Below are 18,866 nucleotides of genomic sequence, written 5' to 3'. Positions count from 1 at the left end.
TTTAAAAAACAATATTTAATTTTTTTAAAATAGTGTCTACAGAATTTGACATTCTGGCAAATGATGGTAAGTCTTCATATTTTTTAAAAAGTTTATTTATTTCATTTAATTTTTCATCATCATTTAGTTTAGAAAAATTTGAATTTGAAAAAATATAAATGCCAATTATATGGTATATTGATTCCAATTTATCTTTTGCATCATCTTTTTCATTATATAAAGCAATTAAATTATCTGGCAAAACATTACTTAAAAAAAGCAACATGTTTTTATCCCAATTTTTAAAAACAATTTTTGAAGCCTTGTAAATAATTGAAGTCTTTATAATTAACTCCTTATCTGAAACTTTTCTATTAAGATTAAAATAATTAAAAAAAGTTAGAAATAATTGTTGAAAATCAACAATGTAAAAATAAGATGAAAATAGTGATGGGTCAACTTTAGACTTATTAAAAATAGAACTTTTTAGTTCGGCTAAAAATGAAAAATAAAAAACAATAAAATAGCTGTTAGCTTGGGATAAGGAGTAATTTGAAGTATACTCAGAAAAATTATTCAAATAATCTATTTTTTTACTTTCATAAATTTCATCCAAAAAATCAAGTGATTTATTAATTTTGGAAATCTCCCCTCTATTTAGCAATTCTTCAAGATCTTTGATATCAAATTTTTGTAGAAATTTGACAATCTTAACATCTTCCTTAACATATTTATAATACGTACTTAGCCCAATTTTTAATATTTTTGAAATAATTTGAGGTTTATTAATGATAATTCCTTTTATAAAATATATTGAAGTATATCAAATTTAAGATTAAAATAATTACATATAATATAGAAATATTTTTACAATAAAAGAAAAAAATAAAGAAAAAATATATTAATATGTATTTTATAAGAAAAGTTTAAGTGTATCTACTATAAGATATTAAAAGTTAATTATTTGCTAATTAATAAAATACAATATACTAAAAGAGAAATATAAGTAAAAATGGGAAAAAAATTTATAGTGAAAACATATGTTTTCGTAAATAAGAAGTGTAAATATGTCTGAGAAAGCTAAACTCGACTTAATCCTAGATGTTGTACTTGATTTAAAATTAGAGCTTGAACTTTTTAAACCAGATCTTACAATCGAAAAAGAAGTTATACATTTTCTTGCTATTGATAGACGTACATTTAAAAAGTACCTTTCTGATGGTCGCCTGATCGAGGGAATTCACTTTTTTAACGAAAATAATAAAAAAATTTATGTTCCGTCTGAAATAATCAAATTTAAAAAAGGTGGTTGTCGTCCACCTGTAACCAATCCTAAAGCTCAAGCAGTTTTAAAAAAGTTTGGGCTTTAAATTATTCAAATATTTGCCAATTTTTTGGGATATATTTGAGTAATTTTCAAGGAACACTTGGTATCTGTTCCTCACTCAATCACTTTTCATTGTTCAAAAAACCGATAGGCGTATTATCAAGCGTCTGATGAAGTAGATATATCATTTATGAGTAATATCATAGTTAAAAGGCATAATGAGTACCTGATATATTGAAAAAAGAGTAGAAATTGATACAGTTGCGGCTGGTTCTCACAGGGAAACTAAAAGAGGAATCGACTACACGCAGATAGTGGCGCTGTGGATGATACTATGCTCTCATCACCTTCTCATACCTGACCTAAACCAAAAACTCTCACATATTTGGCATGGGACAAACTGTACAGCACAACCGACAGCTGGGTATGCTCTTGCTGAGCGTGTAAAAGGCGAAGAGACGAATCGACCGACCGATCGAAACGACGGAATTATAACATATTTTATGATGTCTTAAAATCAAGAGCGCAGAGGTCTGCCTGATTTTTTGCGACTCTCTATGCCCTTCAACAGTTCCTTACTCCCGCCTCACTCCGGAATTTTTGTTTAAAAGAAAAGTTAAAACTGCTTAACATCATTAAGAGCATGGGCAAATTGTAAACAACCTGCTCTTCAAGCTTCCAATTCAAGTTGCAATATTCTTCTTCCCAAGAGATACAAAAGACTTTAATTTCAACTATTAGGATAGAGTATATCCAAGCACTAGGGCTATATCCAATCTTTTACCAAGTGCCAGATATTGCTGATTCTAATGTTTGTGATGTCATTAAATGGGTTTTGAGGATTCAATAGTCTGTCAACAACTGCCCTACTTGTATTCATCATTTTAGCCATTTTTGTTTTTATTATATTTTGTGCTTTCATTTCTTGTTCAACAGTAAAAATAACCCTTGCTATCCTTTTCTCGGATATACTACTTCTAACTACGATATAGTTTACTATCAAGCCTTCTGCATACAGACATACCAATTATGAAAAGCATATTCTACTGTCTTTATATCATCACTCACTATTTTCTAGCTTCTTTGCTTGCACTCATTAAACATTCTCGCAATAGTGAAATAATTTTTATAGTCATACTGTATCAAAAAATATATATTTTATCAAGAAGTATAAATAGTAATTCACCTAGACATTATGTGCCAGATTTGTGCCAAATAATGCTTAAAAATGCTACATTTTAAGCTATTTTTATTAGTTTTAAAGTCCTAAAAATCCTTAAAGATGCCTATAAATAGGAGTTTTACATAAAACATAAGGGTAATCGTAATAGACTCGTATTTTCACTCAATATTCCTTCATATATGGCTAAAAAAATCTCTAAAATCAGTGTTCATATTGTACTCAAAACATACACTGTTTATTATTAGAAAAGAATAGTTTCAATAATTTATCTCTTACAAAGCTATTTGGGATATAAAATATTATATTTTAAATGAAGGACAATATATGCAAGATATAAAAACACTCAATGATCTGGCACAGTTAGCTGAGTATTCTCTAATGGACAGACTTAATCCTGATCCAAATGCTACAGCAGACGGGGCAGATCATGCACCAAGACAGGTATTCAGCGGGCACTATGTTCCTGTAAAACCCACTCCTATAGAAAATCCTGTTTACATTGCGCACAGCAAAACCTTCTTTAAGGAACTTGGACTGCATGATGACTTGGCTGCATCTGAGGATTTTATACGCATGTTTTCGGGTGACACTTCACATCTAAAAGAGCCTTTGCGTCGTACCGGTTGGGCAACAGGGTATGCCCTTTCCATCTACGGTACGGAGTATTATGAGCAGTGTCCTTTTAAAACAGGAAACGGGTATGGTGACGGACGCGCAATATCTGTTTTTGAAGGGGTTATAAATGGCAAACGCTGGGAAATGCAGCTCAAAGGCGGAGGGAGAACCCCTTACTGCCGTGGAGCTGACGGTCGTGCGGTACTGCGTTCAAGTGTTAGAGAATTTTTGGCACAAGAACACATGTATGCCCTCGGTGTTCCCACATCACGCTCTTTAAGTTTATCTATGTCAAAAACCCAAACAGTAAGACGGCCCTGGTTTATGAACGGTTCCTATTCAAGGGATCCGGAAGTCATGATAGAAGAAAATGTTGCCATCACAACACGTGTTGCCCCCTCTTTTCTTCGTGTGGGTCAACTTGAACTTTTCGCCAGAAGGGCACGTAAAAATGAGCATCCAAAGGCGATGGAGGAACTTGAGATGCTTGTCTTGCACCTGATTGAAAGAGAATACAGTGATGTAATAGACAAAAATTTACCTCTGGAAGAAAAAACAGTGCTGCTTGCCCGTGAATTTCGCTCCCGCCTTACTTCACTTGTAGTAAACTGGATTCGTGTCGGATACTGCCAGGGAAATTTCAATGGTGACAACTGTGCTGCAGGCGGTTTTACCCTTGATTACGGTCCGTTTGGATTTATAGACATGTTTGATCCAAGCTATCAACCCTGGACGGGTGGCGGAGCACACTTTTCATTTTTGAATCAACCTCAGGCCGGGGAACAAAATTTCAAAATGTTTTGTAAGGCACTTCAGCCTTTGCTCAAGACAGATGAAAAGCAGAGTCAACAATTGGATGAAATTATGAACGGTTTTTCCAAAATCATGCAGACTAAAATGATACAGATGTGGACTGCCAAACTGGGTCTAAAAACCTTTGACGCAGCCTTGTTTAACGAACTGATAACACTGATGATGGAGACTTCGGTCGATTATACCCTCTTTTTTCGTGAACTCTCTGACATACCTGATAATATTTCCGCAATTGCGAAAAGCTTTTACGGTGACTCTCTATATGATCAAAAGATTATAAAAAGCTGGACCGAGTGGTTGGAAAAATGGAAAGCAAACATTAACATTGATACTCCGGAGTCCCGCAAAAAACTCTCAAAAGAGATGAAACAAACCAATCCGAAATATATTCTCCGTGAATGGTTCCTAGTTCCGGCATACAAAAAGGCCCAGGAGGGAGATTATTCACTTATAAAAGAGCTGCAGGAAGTGATGAATGATCCCTACAGCGAACAGTCATCGGAGACAGAAGAAAAATACTACAGAGAAAAGCCTGCTGAACTGTTTGATGTCGCAGGAATATCTCATGTAAGCTGTTCTTCCTAAAACTGCATCTCCACTTCTTTTTCTTTGAGTTTTTGAATGTAGAGCAGAGCATTTGTAAAGGCATACTGGTCTACTTCCTCTATGCCTGCTTCTTCACATTCTACCAAGTAATCAAAACCGTCGAGTTCAGTGTTTTGCACTTTTTTCAAATGTATTACATAGAGTAACAAGTCGGCTAAATCACTTATAGGGATTATCTCTCTGTAGTTTTTGCTGCACGCACTTATATAGTCGTCGCATATGCTTTCATTTGACATTAAAAGTATCCAGAGAATAATTTTATCTACCTTTTTTGGTGCATTCGCCCGAGCTGAAAAATCTTCATAAAGTGCTTTATTTTTGGCTATCTCATCAAGCTGTTCATGAACCTGTGCTGTTAAAAAATCAACTCTTTCATCTGTCAGTTTTTCATTTTTATAGCCATCTAATACTGATTCTGCAATTTGGTATGTGTGCATTGTTTTCTCTTTTCTCTTTTTTATTTTAAAGTCAAATTATACCATTCAAACAAAATATTTTTCTTGAATTTTTTGGCTATAATCGACCAAAAGAAACATTTTAAGAATAGGAGTAACAATGTATCCAAATAAAAAATTAAGAACAGGCTTTTGTATGAAAATTGAGGGTGTTTTGCTGAATCGTCCGGACTTGCATAATATTGCGGCAGAATTAGGGGTAAACCCAGGTGACGTACTTACAAAAAATCAAATCCTTACGATTTACAATACTTCTGAAACATGCCAGGAAATTATAAAAGATAACGCATTGGCAACATTTGTCGCAATGGCTCTTGATATTTCGCCCCAAAACATCACTGATATCAAAGAGGTTGTAGAAGAACCTGTAAAAATTGAATTTGATCTGAGTGATTTTGAAGACGACGAGGATGATGAATAGGTTTTACAAACCTTTCATCTTTTTTGCAAGATAATTTGCAGTCGGGTAGTCCACTGTGTTTACATGTAAGACTATCCATTCGGGTGCTCTGCGGATAAAATCAGTAATTTTTGAAACCTTTTTATAGTTTTTCCAATTTTTAAGAGCCATATTCAATTCTTCCAAAAACATGTCATGTGCAGTCTTGTGCATGTCATAGGAAGGAAAACTATACTCTTGCATCAGACGTTCTTCGTTTGCAAAGTGTTCATGAACATGCTTTACATACTCCTCGATTTTTGCTTCAAGTTCTTCGAGTGTCGCTTCCCCCCGATCGTAAGAGATCGCAAGATTATCTATTGCATTTAAAATTTTAATCTCATTTTCATGAGTTTTTTGCATCTCCTCCACATCCATATCTTCAACCTGCTCAATATATACCAATGCCATAAAAAATCCCTCTTTTTCTTTTATTATAGTAAAAAATTAAAAACAGAGCCTTAATTTAAAACAATTTTCCGATTTTTTTAAAACCGTACCAATACAGCAGCGTTCCAAGAAGAAGAACTCCGCTAAAATATGGCCACAAATCTATAAACTCCGTTCCTCTGAAAAAGATGCTCTCTGTTGCTTCTATGTAGTAGCGAAGCGGTGAAAACAAAGAGAGTGTCTGAAATACCGGGTGCATAGCATAAACAGGGGTCCATGCACCACTGAGAAAAATCAACGGCATCATAATAATGATAGAAAGCTGTGCCACCTGCATCACATTTTTGGACACAGCCGCTACAAAGAGTCCTATGCCGGCACTCGAAACAGAATACAAAAATGTCAGGAGCATAAATGCCCAAAATGAACCGTTGAGCGGTACATCAAACTGGCCAAAAAGCACAAATCCCAAAGAGAGAACAACGCCTGCCATGACAATAAGTACCTGAGAAAAACTTTTTGCCAAAATAATGATTTTGGGATTTATCGGAGTAAGCAGCATAATATCCCAGGTACCGTCCTCTTTTTCTTTGACAAAAACAATGGCCGTCAAAATGACTATCAACAGGGTTATAATTGAAAGCAGTTCTGTCAGTGCCATAAAACTGTGATTGTCAGCATTTTGATTAAAAAGTTTATGTGACTTTAATTCAAGCGGAAAGTTTACAGATTGGAAGTCAAATACAATATTTTGCAGATACATAAATGTCGTGAGACTTTGCGATGCTGCAGTAGCATCGAGCAAAAGATTGATCTGTGCTTTTTTCCCGCTCTTGTAGTTCTTTTCAAAATCAGAGTCAAAGAGTATTCCGACCATAACTTCTTTATTAAAAATAGCATTGGAGAGTGCTTTTTGCGAAAGAAAGGCAACCGGTGGTTTAAACTCCGGTTGATGTAACCGTGCAAGTATTTTTTGGCTTACTCCCCCTCCTGTTTTGTCAACATATCCGACAACAACATTGCGCGGTTTTATCTGTATGCCGGAACCGGCTATGTAAACATCGAGTGTAAACGAATAAAGTACAACAGCCACTAATCCTATAGAGCGTAAAAAACTCAGCAGTTCTTTGGAGACAATCATTGCAAATATTCGCATTATCTCATCTCCTTTTTCAACAATAAGGTGCCGACAGTAAAAAGTCCCACAACAAACCCGACAAGTATCAGCAGATACATGATAATTTTTTCAGACGCCAAACCCTGTCCTATCAAAAATGTATCATAAAGAATATGCGTATAATACATCACCGGAAACATGTGCGCTTCAATATATGACTCGCCACTCATGGAAGATATCGGCATCAGCATACCAGAGTATAAAAATCCGGGAATTATGGTAATAATAATTGTCAAAACAACGGCAACAATTTGTCTGCTTGTAATGATAGAAATAAGCATACCGATAGAGAGACTGATAAGAATATAAAGTTCACTGCTGAGCCAGTAGAGCATAAAACTTCCCCGAAAAGGAACATCAAACAGATAAACTGCAAGCAAAAAAAGTATAAAAATATTCACAGAATGCAGTAAAAAAGCAGGAAAAAGTTTTGCAAGAAGGAACTCTCCTTTACTCAAAGGCGAAGCATAAAAATTAAAAATGGTCCCTCGCTCTTTCTCTTTTACTATAAGAAGTGCTGCCAAAATTGCAGGAGCCACCAAAAGCACAAGCCCTATGAGTCCTGGAACTATGGCATCTTCATCCCGCATTGCCTGATTGAAAAGCGTACGCTGATTTAACACTATAAGCCCTTTTGCAGACAAACCGCTTCTTTGTGCCACCTCGCTTGCCCCGTCAAGCACACTCCCCTTGATATACCCCTCAATAGTAGTAGCCCTTGTCGGAAAAGAGGCATCCACAAAAACACCGATCTCACTCTTTTGTCCGTGTAAAAGTTGTTTTTCAAAAGAAGAGGGAATGATTAAAACTGCATCGGTTTTAGCCTGTTTTATAGAGCGCAGTGCCTCTTTTTCACTTACATGTAACACCTTTGCATTAAAGTATTTGCTATGTTCAAATTTTGAAATCAGCATTTGTGAAAATTTGCTCTGGTCATTATCAATAATCAAAATTCTTGCATGCGTTACATCCATACGGATTCCATAGCCAAAAAGCAGTACAATCATACTCGGCATCAAATATACCATCACAATCAGACGCGTTCTGTAAAGCTCCATAAATTCTTTCAATATATAGGCTTTAATGGTTATTAGTTTCATTCTCTATCCTTATAATATGTCAAGAAAATATCTTCAAAATTCTTTGCATCGGGATGTGTTTTATAAAAATTTTCTATGGTATCGTCTGCAATCTTTTTTCCCTGTTTGAGGAGTACCACTCGATCACAGTACTCCGCCTCGCTCATATAGTGTGTGGTTATCAAAATAGATATATGCCACTGCTCTTTAAGCTTTTTAAGTATCTCCCAAAATTGTGCTCTTGCAATGGTATCCACGCCGCTTGTAGGCTCATCCAAAAACAGCACAAGCGGTTCGTGCAAAAGTGCCGCAGCTATGGAAAAACGCTGGTTGACACCAAGAGGAAGCGCAGTTGGCAATTCATCCATATACTCTTTAAAGCCGAGTTCATTGGCATACTGCTCTATTCTTTTCAAGGCAGTCTTGAGAGGAATCTGATGCATATTGGCAAAATAAATCAGATTTTCTCTTACAGTCATGTCATTGTAGAGTGCAAAATGCTGACTTACATAGCCGATTTTGGACTTGAGCGTTTGACGATCATCTCCGCTGCGGATGACTTTTTCAAGCAGGGTAAGTGTGCCCTCGTCTATCGGATACAGACCCAAAAGCATTTTGATAAATGTGGTTTTTCCTGCGCCGTTTGCACCCAAAAGACCCAGAATTTCACCCCGTTTGAGTTCTATGTCTACATGGTCATTTGCCGTAAAACTGCCAAATCTTTTTGTAATGCCATATGCCTGCATCACAACAGGCGGTATTGCAATTTCTTTGTCTCGTTTTGCTATGACGACCTTAGGCAGGAGCTTTTTCTTTTGCAGCGCGTTCACAAAAAAGAGTCCCTCCAGAGTAGGTTCTGCCTGCTTTACATGTAAAGGCAGCAGCGAATATGTTCGCTTGTTAAAACCAAGGCACTCTTCTTTACATGTAACCTCTTCATAAACATACGGACGGATAGAGTCTATAAGCTCTTCATTTGTTCCGCTGGCAATGATTTCTCCTTCGTCAAAAAGAAAAATTTTGTCCATTTTGGAGGCTTCTTGCATATAAGCGGTGCTCACTAAAATTACTGTTCCTTCTTCTTTGCGTATGCTGTCCAAAATCTCCCACAGTTCCAAACGGCTCAAAGGATCCACTCCGGTTGTCGGTTCATCCAGAATAAGAAGTTTCGGACGGTGCAGCAGTGTGCAGATAAGTGAGAGTTTTTGCATCATCCCGCCACTGAGTTTACCGGCTTCTCTCTCAACAAAAGCACTCAGTCCTGCCATATGCAGCAGTTTTTCTCTATATGCAAGAAATTGTTCATCTTTTGCAACATTGCGAATATCGGCAAAAAACTCCAAATGCTCCCCTACTGTCAGAGTATCATAAAGAACAAGCCCTATTCCCTGTGGCATCAATCCGATAAAAGGTTTTACTTTTTCTGCCTCTTTGGGTGAATGGTACGCGATACCATCATAAACAATCTCACCCTCAAAACGGATAACACCGGCTACAGCATGCATAAGGGAGCTTTTACCTGCACCGTCCGCTCCTATAAAACCGATAATCTCTCCACTCTCTGCTGTGAGCGAGGCATTGTCTATGCCTGTTCTTTTTTTGTAAGAGACCCGGATATTTTTTACTTCAAGAAGAGACATCTTGTTTTAGAGTACCGGAATGTCATTGAGTGAATTTGGCAGACCTTTGCCATCAAGTGACACAACTCCCACAGCCGGTATACCGAGTTTTAACAAAGGGTCAATTGCCAGTGGTTTGAGGTGTACGGCAAACACTCTTTGAATTCTGTCTGAACGCACACTGACCTCTTTGGGCGTAAATTCCGCTTTTTGGGCAATACGCACTACTTTTGCCTGTATCGGATGATTTGGATAGGCATCAAGAAATATTACCGCTTTGTCACCCAGTTTTATTTTTCCGTTTTGCAGTGTGTCGACAAATATTTTCAGATACAACGAGTGAGGATCCAAAAGTGTGGCTACCGGCATACCAGGAGCTATTACCTCTCCCTCGTTGGCGATTTTTTCTACCGTAATTCCATCAACAGGTGAAACAAGTGTCATCTCCTGAATCATCGCTTCTATCTGTGCTTTGGATGCTTTGAGGGCTTCAATACCATCTTGCAGGGCCTGAATATTTGCGGCAATGGCAAAAAGTTTTTTCTGTGATGCCTGCGCATCCAAAAGTGCAATACGAGCCAGAGTTACTGCTGATTTTATTTTTTTCAGCTGTTGCTGCAGTGCGGAAAGCTTTTTGTTTTCTGTATCCCTTTTGAGTTGCGCAAGTTCCAATTTGTGCTTGTCAATACTTTTGTTTTTATACAATCGTTGAGAGCGTTTGAAATCTCTTTTTGCCTGGGCAACGACATCTTTTTGTATCAAAATATTTTTTTCAAATGCCTGTTGCGAGGCTTGGGCTGAGACAAGCTGTGCTTTTGCTTTTTTCTCCAAAAGCGGAATTGTTTTCTGTGCAATTTTTTCTTCAATTTTTTGTGCTGCGAGTTGCTGTTTCTTTGCCTGAATCTGTGCATCAAGCCCTGCTTTTTGTGCTGCAAGTTCTTTGCTCTTCAAGACACCCACAACCATTCCTTTGCTCACAGGTACACCGTTATCAACAGATATTTTTTCCAGCCTTCCTGCATATTTTGCATTGAGATTTACCAGATCACCGTCCATGCGGCCTGTCCCTTCAACCAAATTTGCAGGAAGTGTTTTTGGATGCAGTTTTTTATAGATCATTCCGCCTGCTGTAACCAATAAAACAGCTATCACAACACCCAACCAATATTTTTTCAGAACCTGCATAATCTACTCCTTATTCAGTATCACTCTGTATTTTTTTCTCATACCACTTTCGAAGCCACGCATCAATCGGATTTATCATTTTATAAATTACAGGCACAACAAGCAATGTTAGCACCATTGAACTTAAAAGACCGCCTATGATGGCTATTGCCATCGGTGCTTTTGTTTCACTTCCCAAAGAGTTGCTCAGTGCCAAAGGAAGCATCGCAAATATCATCGCAATTGTTGTCATCAAAATCGGGCGCAGTCTTTTTTCTCCCGCTTCAAGCAGTGCTGCATTGGCATCTTTTCCCCGCGCTACTGCTTCATTGGCAAAATCAACAAGCAGTACGGCATTTTTACCGACCATCCCCATAAGCAGCATAAATCCTATCATCACAAAAAGACTGAAATGCAAATGTGTCAGATACAAAGCCAGCATAACCCCGATAATACTCAGTGGCAATGCCATCATAATGATAACAGGCTGAATAAGCGACTCATACAAAATTGCCAGAATGATAAACATTAAAATTACAGACAAACCAAGAGCCACGCCAAAGGCTTTGGCTGTTTTTTCCATCTCTTCGGCAAAGCCTGTAAATTTATAGTTTACACCCGGTGGCAGCAATGTGTCTATTTTTGCACGTGTATACTTGACAGCGCCGCCCAGATCAAGCCCAAACAGATCAGAATAGATAGTCACCTGTCTTTGTCTGTTATAGTGATAAATAGAAGCCAGAGACCTTGCCTTGTCAAATGTGACAAGACCGTCAAGAAAAACCAACTTTCCGTTTTTGGCTCTGAGTTGGATTTTTTTGAGATCATCTATGCTTACACGGTCCTTGTCAGGCAGTCGCAGGGTAATTTTGTACTGTTTTCCGTTTTGCTCAAAATAGGAAATTTCCAAATCACTTGAAAAGGCAATGGAGACAGCCTTTGCTATCTGTGCTGCACTAATCCCCATTCTGTTGGCATTTTCACGTACTATATTGATGTCAATCTGCGGTTTGCCTTCATCAAGATTACTGTCAATATCAACAAAGCCTTTTTTCTTCGCCAGATACTCCATCAGGTTTTTTCTCGCCACATCAAGGTCAGCAAAAGAATCCGATGTCAGTACAATTTGATACGGTACACTCACCCCGGCACCTTTGATGTTTGGAATTGCCGCTGCTGTAATAAACATCTCTTTGGAAAAGGGTTTGAGCTTTTGTCGAAATTCCTGAATAATCTCTTCTTGATTCTTTTTTCTGCTGCCTTTAGGCGTAAGTTTGACATAAATGAGCGCTTTGTTTTTCTCGTGTACACTGTTATAGCCTACACTCAAGGTTGTAAAAACAACATTTTTGTCAGCTCTGATTAAATTTTCAATCACTTTGGACTCCCGTATCATTTCATCCAAACTGATGCCCGCATCGGCTCTGAGTTTTACTTCAAACTCTGCTTTATCCTCTTTTGGCAGAAAATCCATACCGATTTTCGGAAAGAGAGAAAGCGAGGCAACAAACACCCCAAGAACAAAAACAAGTGTAAAAAATTTAAAACGAAGCACAAAACTCAGTGTTGCAGCATATAATTTGTCTATACGCTGAAAAATCGGTTCTGTAATATTGTAAAACCTGCTCTCTCCTTTATGCAATACTCTTGCACTCAGACTCGGCATAAAACTCATCGCAACCGTATAGGAAATAATTACCGCAAAACCTACCGTCATCGCAAAACTTTCAAAGAATTTTCCGACAATTCCGCTCATATGCGCAACCGGAAGAAAAACAGCAAGCAACATTGCCGAAATCGCAAGAATAGCAAATGCCATCTCTTTCACACCATAGAGTGCCGCTTCAAACTTGCCCATGCCTGCTTCCATCTTTTTGTAGATATTCTCCAACACAACAATGGCATCATCTATGATAATCCCGATAGCAAGCGTTAAACCGATGAGTGTCATTTTATTCAGGTTATACCCCATCAGATTCATTAAAGCAATCGTACCCAGGATAGAGATTGGAATAGAGAGTGCCGAAACCAGCGTAATAGTAAAGTTTCTCAAAAAACCGAAGATGATAATAACTGCCAAAACTGCACCGTAAATAAGGTCAAATTTCACATCTTCAAGTGAGTGAATGATGAAAGGCGTTGTATCCTGGAGCAGTTCTACACCATATTTTTCGCCAGCCATTGTTTTTAACTGCGGCACGGCTTCTTTGACGCGTTTTACTATATCTATCGTATTTGTTCCTGAAATTTTTTGCACTTCAAGCATAACACCCGGTATACCGTTGTATGACGAGTAGCTTTTTGCATCGCTCAAAGAGTCTGTTACCGTTGCCAGATCTTTGAGCCTTAAATCATCTTTTATTATAATGTCTTGAAGTTGCTTCACACTCAGAGCATCCGCTTTTGTTTTTAAGATAATCTCTTTTGTTTTGGTGATAAGCTTTCCGCCACCGATTTTGACATTTTCTTCGGCAATAATATCATTCAACTCTTTGATTGTAATGCCAAACTTGTTGAGTTTATAAATATCTGGGAAAATTTTTATCTCTCTGTCTTTGTAACCGATGATATTTATAGCACCGACACCGTTAATCTTTTGAATAGCCGGTTTTACTTTCTCATCTGCAAATACCATCAGGTTTTGCAAGGTATCTTTTTTTGCTGTTAAAAAAACATTGATAACAGGAGCCCCGCCGATATCGAGTTTACTGACAAGTGGCGTTTGTGCATCTTTTGGCAAGATAACAGCTGAGACTTTGTCTCGTACATCATTGGTCGCTTCATCAATATTGCGTTCCAGGAAGAATTTCACCATAACAACAGATGCGCCGTCACTGCTTGTGGATGTGATGCTGTCCACTCCGCCTATACGAGAGATGGCCTCTTCTATTTTTTCTGTGACCTGTGATTCTATCGTATCTGCTTCAACACCCGGATAGATTGTTTTGACTGTCACTATAGGAAAATCAACATTCGGATAGAGTGCCGAGGGCATGCTTTTAAAACTCATATAGCCAAAAATCACCAATGTAATGACATACATCAGTGTTGCAATTGGTCTGTTAATCGCTAATTTGTACATCGTTATTTTCCGTCAACCAGTATCATACCGTCACCAAAAAGCCCGACTGTAAAATCTTTTGCCTCTACTTCCGCTTTTATCTTTCTGTTGTCAAAATTTGCATACGGATAGACCTTTGAAATAACACCCTTGTATTTTTTGTTATCCCCATCGACTTTATACTCAAAGGTTTGTCCGACTTTCACAATATCGTGATATTTTTGATCAAATTCCAATATCAGCTTTCTTGCATGAATACTTTGTATTTTAAAAACAGTTTTAAGCATCAAACCGCTTACAGCATCGCCTACTTCTATGCTTTTGTCATAAATGATACCTGCAAAGGGTGCTTTTAAAATAGTTTTTTCATACAAAGCCTGCTGATAGGCAACCGATGCTTTGGCATTTTCATAATTACTGAGTATTTTGTCATATTTGCTTGCATCTATAAGCTTTTTGATTTTTTCCTGTCTTTTGAGTTCTCTTGAAGCAAACTTAAAAACTATTTGTGTTTTTTCAAGCATTGCTTTTATATCTTTGTTTCCCAGTTTTGCCAGTATTTGGTTTTGGCTCACTATAGAGCCGATATCGACATTGACTTTTTCTACAATTCCGCTCGCAGTGAAAGCCAGATTGGCACTTTTTTTTGCTGCCACATCAAATGTTGCATAAATCTTTTGCGCATAAGAGAGACTCACCAGGGTGATTAAAGCTATAAATATTTTTTTCATTTGACAAACTCCTCTAAATTTTTATTGTTGTAATAGTAATAAATGCCATAGGCTATTTCCAAATCATTGCGTGCTTTTTCATACCTTGCTTTTGCCTCTGTTTTTGCCGAGAGCGCATCAAGATAGATGACATTGTCCACAATGCCTGCATTGTACTTTTCTGTGATAGTCTTTAAAGCACTTTTTGCCGCTTTGAGTGCACTTTTTGAACTTTTTATGTTGAGTTTGGCTGTATGAATTCTCTCTTGTGCCAACTCTTGCTGCATTTGTTGTTCTTTTGATTTGTAAATAATCTGTTGATTCAGTGCATCAGCCTGCAGTTTGAGTGCCTCTTTTTGTTCTTTGAGTGTTCCAAAATCAAAAAGTCTCAAGCCGACTGTAGCCATCAGCTCATTTTGTTTGTCAAGGTAGGCAATGGGAACTCCCCCAAAAGTCGGCTTATTTTGATACCCATAAAACGAATAGGTATCTTCTATACGCAGAGTAGGATAATAATAGCTCGCAACCGTTTCGCCTAAATTTTGCAATGCTGCTTTTTTGTACCTGAGTGACTGGATACTGTCAAGGAGTTCTTCATTTTGTGCTGCTCTTTTGTCAAACTGCGAATTTTCCAAAGTGTTTATTTTTTTTCCGACTTTGAGTTCAAGTGCTTTATGCAGCGCTGTAATTTGAAATTTTGTAGATTCTATTGCATACAAAGTACTGTCGTATGCAGATTGGAGTCTGTCCACATCATCACTTGTAGCAAGATCAGCTTCATAAAAATGTCGCACTCTTTCAAGTTGTGCTTTGACTGCTTTGGAAGCTTCTATCGTTGCACCCAAAGAGGCCTGCAGACTTTTGAGATTATAATAATCCTCTGTTATGGCAAGAAGTGTCAATTTTTTTGTCTCTTTATAACTGAAAGAAGCAGATTTTCTTTCATTCTCTTTTTGTTTTTTTGTATTTGATTTCTTTCCGCCGTCATATATGTCAAACCCGATTTTCGTCCTTGCTCCGTATGTTGTTCCCGGGAAAAAAGGACTCGGTTTATCATCTCTTTTATAAAAAGCACTCACATCTACCGTAGGGAAGTAATTGCTTGCGGCACTTTGTACCTCTTTTGCTTTTGCATGTACTGCTATTTTGGAGGCATTGACAAGATTGTTATTTTCTTTTGCAAATTCCAAAAGTGATTTCAGGTCATCTCCAAACAAAAGAGCAGGGACAACAGTGAGTAAAAGTAGTTTTTTCATAATCATTTCTCCATTAAATCAAATAAAATATCTATTTGCGTATCTATTTTTTGTTTTAAATCTTCTATGGCACTTGTGGTAACACTCATAATAAAAGTACCCTGAGCAAAAGCAAAAATACCCATAACCAACTCTTTTGCTTCACTCTTTAACTCGTTTTTTTCTATGCCCTCTTCTATGATATTTTCCATCCATTTTTCATAAAGCGTATAGCATTCTGTTTGAAAAGCCACCATCTCTTCATTTGTACTGCTCAGAGCAATGGCAGTAAACTGCTTGTATATTTCACGCAGTTCCTGATCTTCATCGGCATAAAAAAAGCTAAAGAAACTTTTGACTTTTTCCCGTGTGCTTACATGTAGTGAGAGTTGTTTCTCTTTTCTCTTGTTATGCTCCTGCATCAAAATCTCAACCAGTTCAAAGACTATCTCATCTTTGTTCTTGAAATATTCATACACAGTGCCTTTGCCTATGTTGGCAGCTTTTGCAATCTGAGAAATTGTTATATTGTTAATTCCGTCTTTAAGAATTAACGCTTTTGTTCCAAGAGCAATATCTTTTTTTTTCTGTTCTTTGTCAACTATAATTACCAACACAACCCTCCGAAAATATTTTTGACCGACTGTCGTTCAATTATTATAGTAGTATTATTGTTAATTTTTTCTTAAGGGCAATGGAGGTACCCTCAATATATCAGACTTCGTAGAGTGTAACCCGGTTTTTTCCGTTTTTCTTGGATTTGTACAGTGCTTCATCTGCCACTTTTATCATTTTTTCCAAAGAATCCGCCATCCCGTATGCTATGCCAAAAGAAACTGTATATCTGATTTTCATATTGTTGTATGTAATGATGTTGTTTTCAAAATCTTTTCTTATTTTTTCAAAAAGTTTTTCTGCATCCTCTTTGGAAATATCATCAAGAACAACGCAAAACTCTTCTCCTCCAAACCGTGCAAACAGATCATATCTTCGCAGATTTTTTTCTAAAATCTTTTTAACTTCTATGATAGCCAAGTCACCTGCATCGTGACCATAAGTATCATTAACACTCTTAAAATCGTCAATATCCATCATCACTACAGCCAGTTTGGTATGTTTTCGCAGCGCTTTGGAAAAAATTGCCCTGGCAACTTCAAAAAAATATCTTCTGTTATAAGCACCGGTCATATAATCCAGTATAGTCTGCATCTTGAGTTTCTGATTGATAATTTTTGATTTTTGATACAAAAAAACCAAATAAAGGCTCAAAAGCATTAAAAGAAAAATAGGAAAAGTATATAAAAAAGATTTAAACCAAAGAGTGTGTGCCTGTACTCTATAAACAAAGTGCAAATGTACATACGGGAGTCTTTTGACAAAAATATATTGAGAGTCTTTGTATTGCAGAGATTCTAAAGTTTCATTCATATTTCGTATAGAGAAATCCAGAAAATCATCTATCTTGTATATCTTGCTTCGGTTGAAATCCTGTATCAGATTATGACTTGCCACTATCTGGTTTTTGTTGTTATAAATCACACTTTGATTATTAAAATAATCCAAACGTGAAAGCAGATTGTCAAAATTGTTCAATGTTATATCCACATCAAGTGTCCCCAAAAAATGATTTTTGTAATACAAAGGCTTGCCGACAGTCACCATAAGCCCTTTGCCTATGGCATCCATATACAAAGGTGTCAAAAAGAGTTTTTTTTGAGGATTGGCTTGGGGAGTTGCATCATGATAGAAAGGTTTTTTCTCAACCACAGGGGTAAACTGAAAATCTGCAGAACAAACATAAGGGTAAAGAACCGTAAAATGATTTTTGGAATAGTAATAAATCCAGGCAAAATTTTTATTTTGTTCAGCAACCAGTTGAAAAAACGGAGTGAGTTGCAGTGCCGCCTCCATCTCCTGGAGCAGTCTTTTGTCCGAAAGTGCTTTTTTGCCAAAACCCAATAAGTTTACTTCTTTGTTTTCATCCAGTGCATAGGTGCCGTTTTCATTAACATACTTTACATGTAAAGCCTCATTTGGCTTGAGATTTTCTTTATTTTTAAAAATCTGCTCTGCGGCTACATGTAAATACTCTACCGCATTGATACTCATACGCATTTTATGTTCAATACTCAATGCCATCTCATTTGCATTTCTAAAAATATTTTTCATCTGCATTCTGTTAAACTGCAAAAAAAACAGCATATTCAATAAAACAATAATAAATACAGTAATTATAAGTTTTTTATTATCCATACCTATCCATTTCGTTTGAATAAGTATATCTAATCTCACAAAAATATCAAAGTATCGTATTTTCCTGGAAACTTTTTGAAGAGACAACTTTTTTGTTTTCTATTTTCAAGATTCTGTCACACAGCGGCAGCATCGCTTCATCGTGTGTCACCATGATTACCGCCACATTCTGTTCTATAGCTATCTTTTTGAGCATTTTTACAACATCAACAGAACGCTTGGAATCAAGTGCTGCTGTCGGTTCATCTGCCAGTATAATCTGGGGTTTGTTTGCCAGAGCCCGTGCTATGGCTGCTCTTTGATTCTGTCCGCCTGAGAGTTGTGAAGGCATAGAGTACGCCTTATCAGCAATATCAAAATACTCTAAAAGTTCCATCGCTGTTTTTTCACTCTCCTTGTCTGAGATACCATTTGCCTGTGGAACCAGAGTGATATTTTCCAAAATATTCAAGAACGGAATCAAGTAGTGTGCCTGAAAAATAAAACCGATTTTTTCGCGTCTTATTTTTCGCGTCTCTTTTGTTAACCATTCATTGTCATAGACTTTTTCTTCACCAAGCCATATTTTTCCACTCGTCGGTTCTTCCACACAGCCGATCATCATGAGCAGTGTTGTTTTTCCGGCACCGCTTGGGGCAACAAGTGCTACAAGCTCTCCTTTGTCTACACTGAAAGATGCACCGTCCAAGACCTCAACAAGAGAATCTCCCTTGCCGAAATTCTTCACCAGATTTTCTACTCTAATTGCCTGTTTACTCATA

The 18,866-nt window shown here is 37.2% G+C and carries 17 protein-coding genes; 4 read left to right on the top strand and 13 right to left on the bottom strand.

The genetic code is table 11. The annotated features are described in order from the left end of the window. Position 1: 1 nt before the first annotated feature. Entirely contained in the window at positions 2–643 is a 642-nt protein-coding gene (locus MLC35_RS05180) for a hypothetical protein (protein ID WP_434581513.1), read from the bottom strand. A gap of 403 nt (positions 644–1,046) precedes the next feature. On the opposite strand from MLC35_RS05180, the gene MLC35_RS05175 reads away from it, so the two are divergent. From MLC35_RS05175 to MLC35_RS05165, 3 genes are all read left to right on the top strand, one after another. Then, positions 1,047–1,349 (top strand): hypothetical protein, encoded by a 303-nt coding sequence (locus MLC35_RS05175; protein ID WP_434581512.1) that lies wholly within the window; start codon positions 1,047–1,049, stop codon positions 1,347–1,349. A 283-nt stretch (positions 1,350–1,632) separates the two neighbouring features. Beyond that, the gene (locus tag MLC35_RS05170; RefSeq protein WP_434581511.1) at positions 1,633–1,821 is read left to right on the top strand and encodes a hypothetical protein; all 189 of its coding nucleotides are present in this window, start codon (positions 1,633–1,635) and stop codon (positions 1,819–1,821) included. A 992-nt stretch (positions 1,822–2,813) separates the two neighbouring features. Then, complete coding sequence (locus MLC35_RS05165; protein ID WP_434638143.1) at positions 2,814–4,502, top strand: protein adenylyltransferase SelO; 1,689 nt, start codon at positions 2,814–2,816, stop codon at positions 4,500–4,502. Here MLC35_RS05165 and MLC35_RS05160 read toward each other — a convergent pair. Then, positions 4,499–4,960 carry a hypothetical protein gene (locus MLC35_RS05160; RefSeq protein WP_418641325.1) on the bottom strand — a complete coding sequence of 154 codons (462 nt, stop codon included), beginning with the start codon at positions 4,958–4,960 and terminating at the stop codon, positions 4,499–4,501. The two genes, MLC35_RS05165 and MLC35_RS05160, sit on opposite strands and share 4 nt — an antisense overlap. Positions 4,961–5,078: 118 nt before the next feature. Here MLC35_RS05160 and MLC35_RS05155 point away from each other — a divergent pair, with 118 nt between their 5' ends. Continuing rightward, entirely contained in the window at positions 5,079–5,399 is a 321-nt protein-coding gene (locus MLC35_RS05155) for a hypothetical protein (RefSeq protein ID WP_151900501.1), read from the top strand. A 3-nt stretch (positions 5,400–5,402) separates the two neighbouring features. On the opposite strand, the gene MLC35_RS05150 is transcribed toward MLC35_RS05155, so the two are convergent. The 11 genes from MLC35_RS05150 to MLC35_RS05100 form a co-directional block, all read right to left on the bottom strand. Next, positions 5,403–5,828 carry a bacteriohemerythrin gene (locus tag MLC35_RS05150; RefSeq protein ID WP_151900502.1) on the bottom strand — a complete coding sequence of 142 codons (426 nt, stop codon included), beginning with the start codon at positions 5,826–5,828 and terminating at the stop codon, positions 5,403–5,405. A 55-nt stretch (positions 5,829–5,883) separates the two neighbouring features. Further along, positions 5,884–6,963 (bottom strand): ABC transporter permease, encoded by a 1,080-nt coding sequence (locus MLC35_RS05145; RefSeq protein ID WP_346388675.1) that lies wholly within the window; start codon positions 6,961–6,963, stop codon positions 5,884–5,886. Next, on the bottom strand, positions 6,963–8,084 hold the full coding sequence (locus MLC35_RS05140; protein WP_346388674.1) for an ABC transporter permease: 1,122 nt from the start codon (positions 8,082–8,084) through the stop codon (positions 6,963–6,965). The genes MLC35_RS05145 and MLC35_RS05140 overlap by 1 nt, the downstream gene beginning before the upstream one ends. Continuing rightward, entirely contained in the window at positions 8,081–9,703 is a 1,623-nt protein-coding gene (locus MLC35_RS05135) for an ATP-binding cassette domain-containing protein (RefSeq protein WP_434638140.1), read from the bottom strand. The genes MLC35_RS05140 and MLC35_RS05135 overlap by 4 nt, the downstream gene beginning before the upstream one ends. A 6-nt stretch (positions 9,704–9,709) precedes the next feature. Beyond that, on the bottom strand, positions 9,710–10,867 hold the full coding sequence (locus MLC35_RS05130; protein WP_434638138.1) for an HlyD family secretion protein: 1,158 nt from the start codon (positions 10,865–10,867) through the stop codon (positions 9,710–9,712). A 10-nt stretch (positions 10,868–10,877) separates the two neighbouring features. Then, positions 10,878–13,928 (bottom strand): efflux RND transporter permease subunit, encoded by a 3,051-nt coding sequence (locus MLC35_RS05125; protein ID WP_434581507.1) that lies wholly within the window; start codon positions 13,926–13,928, stop codon positions 10,878–10,880. A gap of 2 nt (positions 13,929–13,930) precedes the next feature. Further along, complete coding sequence (locus tag MLC35_RS05120; protein WP_434638136.1) at positions 13,931–14,638, bottom strand: efflux RND transporter periplasmic adaptor subunit; 708 nt, start codon at positions 14,636–14,638, stop codon at positions 13,931–13,933. Further along, positions 14,635–15,873 (bottom strand): TolC family protein, encoded by a 1,239-nt coding sequence (locus MLC35_RS05115; RefSeq protein WP_434638134.1) that lies wholly within the window; start codon positions 15,871–15,873, stop codon positions 14,635–14,637. The genes MLC35_RS05120 and MLC35_RS05115 overlap by 4 nt, the downstream gene beginning before the upstream one ends. A 2-nt stretch (positions 15,874–15,875) precedes the next feature. Beyond that, positions 15,876–16,469 carry a TetR/AcrR family transcriptional regulator gene (locus MLC35_RS05110; RefSeq protein ID WP_434638132.1) on the bottom strand — a complete coding sequence of 198 codons (594 nt, stop codon included), beginning with the start codon at positions 16,467–16,469 and terminating at the stop codon, positions 15,876–15,878. 97 nt (positions 16,470–16,566) lie between these two features. Beyond that, positions 16,567–18,105: a sensor domain-containing diguanylate cyclase gene (locus MLC35_RS05105; protein WP_434638130.1), complete on the bottom strand. Its 1,539-nt coding sequence runs from the start codon at positions 18,103–18,105 to the stop codon at positions 16,567–16,569. Positions 18,106–18,151: 46 nt separating this feature from the next. Then, a complete protein-coding gene (locus MLC35_RS05100; protein WP_346388666.1) occupies positions 18,152–18,865 on the bottom strand; it encodes an ABC transporter ATP-binding protein in 714 nt (237 codons plus the stop codon). Position 18,866: the final 1 nt, after the last annotated feature.

It is taken from the genome of Sulfurimonas sp. NW7 (assembly GCF_051132265.1).
Taxonomy (GTDB): domain Bacteria; phylum Campylobacterota; class Campylobacteria; order Campylobacterales; family Sulfurimonadaceae; genus Sulfurimonas; species Sulfurimonas hydrogeniphila.
The sequence above is the reverse complement of the archived record's forward strand: the minus strand, read 5'-3'. Positions and strand labels throughout refer to the sequence as shown.

Coding starts and splice junctions, on each gene's coding strand:
- MLC35_RS05175 (WP_434581512.1), top strand. CDS start 1,047: ATGTCTGAGAAAGCTAAACTCGACTTAATCCTAGATGTTGTACTTGAT.
- MLC35_RS05170 (WP_434581511.1), top strand. CDS start 1,633: ATGATACTATGCTCTCATCACCTTCTCATACCTGACCTAAACCAAAAA.
- MLC35_RS05165 (WP_434638143.1), top strand. CDS start 2,814: ATGCAAGATATAAAAACACTCAATGATCTGGCACAGTTAGCTGAGTAT.
- MLC35_RS05160 (WP_418641325.1), bottom strand. CDS start 4,960: ATGCACACATACCAAATTGCAGAATCAGTATTAGATGGCTATAAAAAT.
- MLC35_RS05155 (WP_151900501.1), top strand. CDS start 5,079: ATGTATCCAAATAAAAAATTAAGAACAGGCTTTTGTATGAAAATTGAG.
- MLC35_RS05150 (WP_151900502.1), bottom strand. CDS start 5,828: ATGGCATTGGTATATATTGAGCAGGTTGAAGATATGGATGTGGAGGAG.
- MLC35_RS05145 (WP_346388675.1), bottom strand. CDS start 6,963: ATGCGAATATTTGCAATGATTGTCTCCAAAGAACTGCTGAGTTTTTTA.
- MLC35_RS05140 (WP_346388674.1), bottom strand. CDS start 8,084: ATGAAACTAATAACCATTAAAGCCTATATATTGAAAGAATTTATGGAG.
- MLC35_RS05135 (WP_434638140.1), bottom strand. CDS start 9,703: ATGTCTCTTCTTGAAGTAAAAAATATCCGGGTCTCTTACAAAAAAAGA.
- MLC35_RS05130 (WP_434638138.1), bottom strand. CDS start 10,867: ATGCAGGTTCTGAAAAAATATTGGTTGGGTGTTGTGATAGCTGTTTTA.
- MLC35_RS05125 (WP_434581507.1), bottom strand. CDS start 13,928: ATGTACAAATTAGCGATTAACAGACCAATTGCAACACTGATGTATGTC.
- MLC35_RS05120 (WP_434638136.1), bottom strand. CDS start 14,638: ATGAAAAAAATATTTATAGCTTTAATCACCCTGGTGAGTCTCTCTTAT.
- MLC35_RS05115 (WP_434638134.1), bottom strand. CDS start 15,873: ATGAAAAAACTACTTTTACTCACTGTTGTCCCTGCTCTTTTGTTTGGA.
- MLC35_RS05105 (WP_434638130.1), bottom strand. CDS start 18,105: ATGGATAATAAAAAACTTATAATTACTGTATTTATTATTGTTTTATTG.
- MLC35_RS05100 (WP_346388666.1), bottom strand. CDS start 18,865: ATGAGTAAACAGGCAATTAGAGTAGAAAATCTGGTGAAGAATTTCGGC.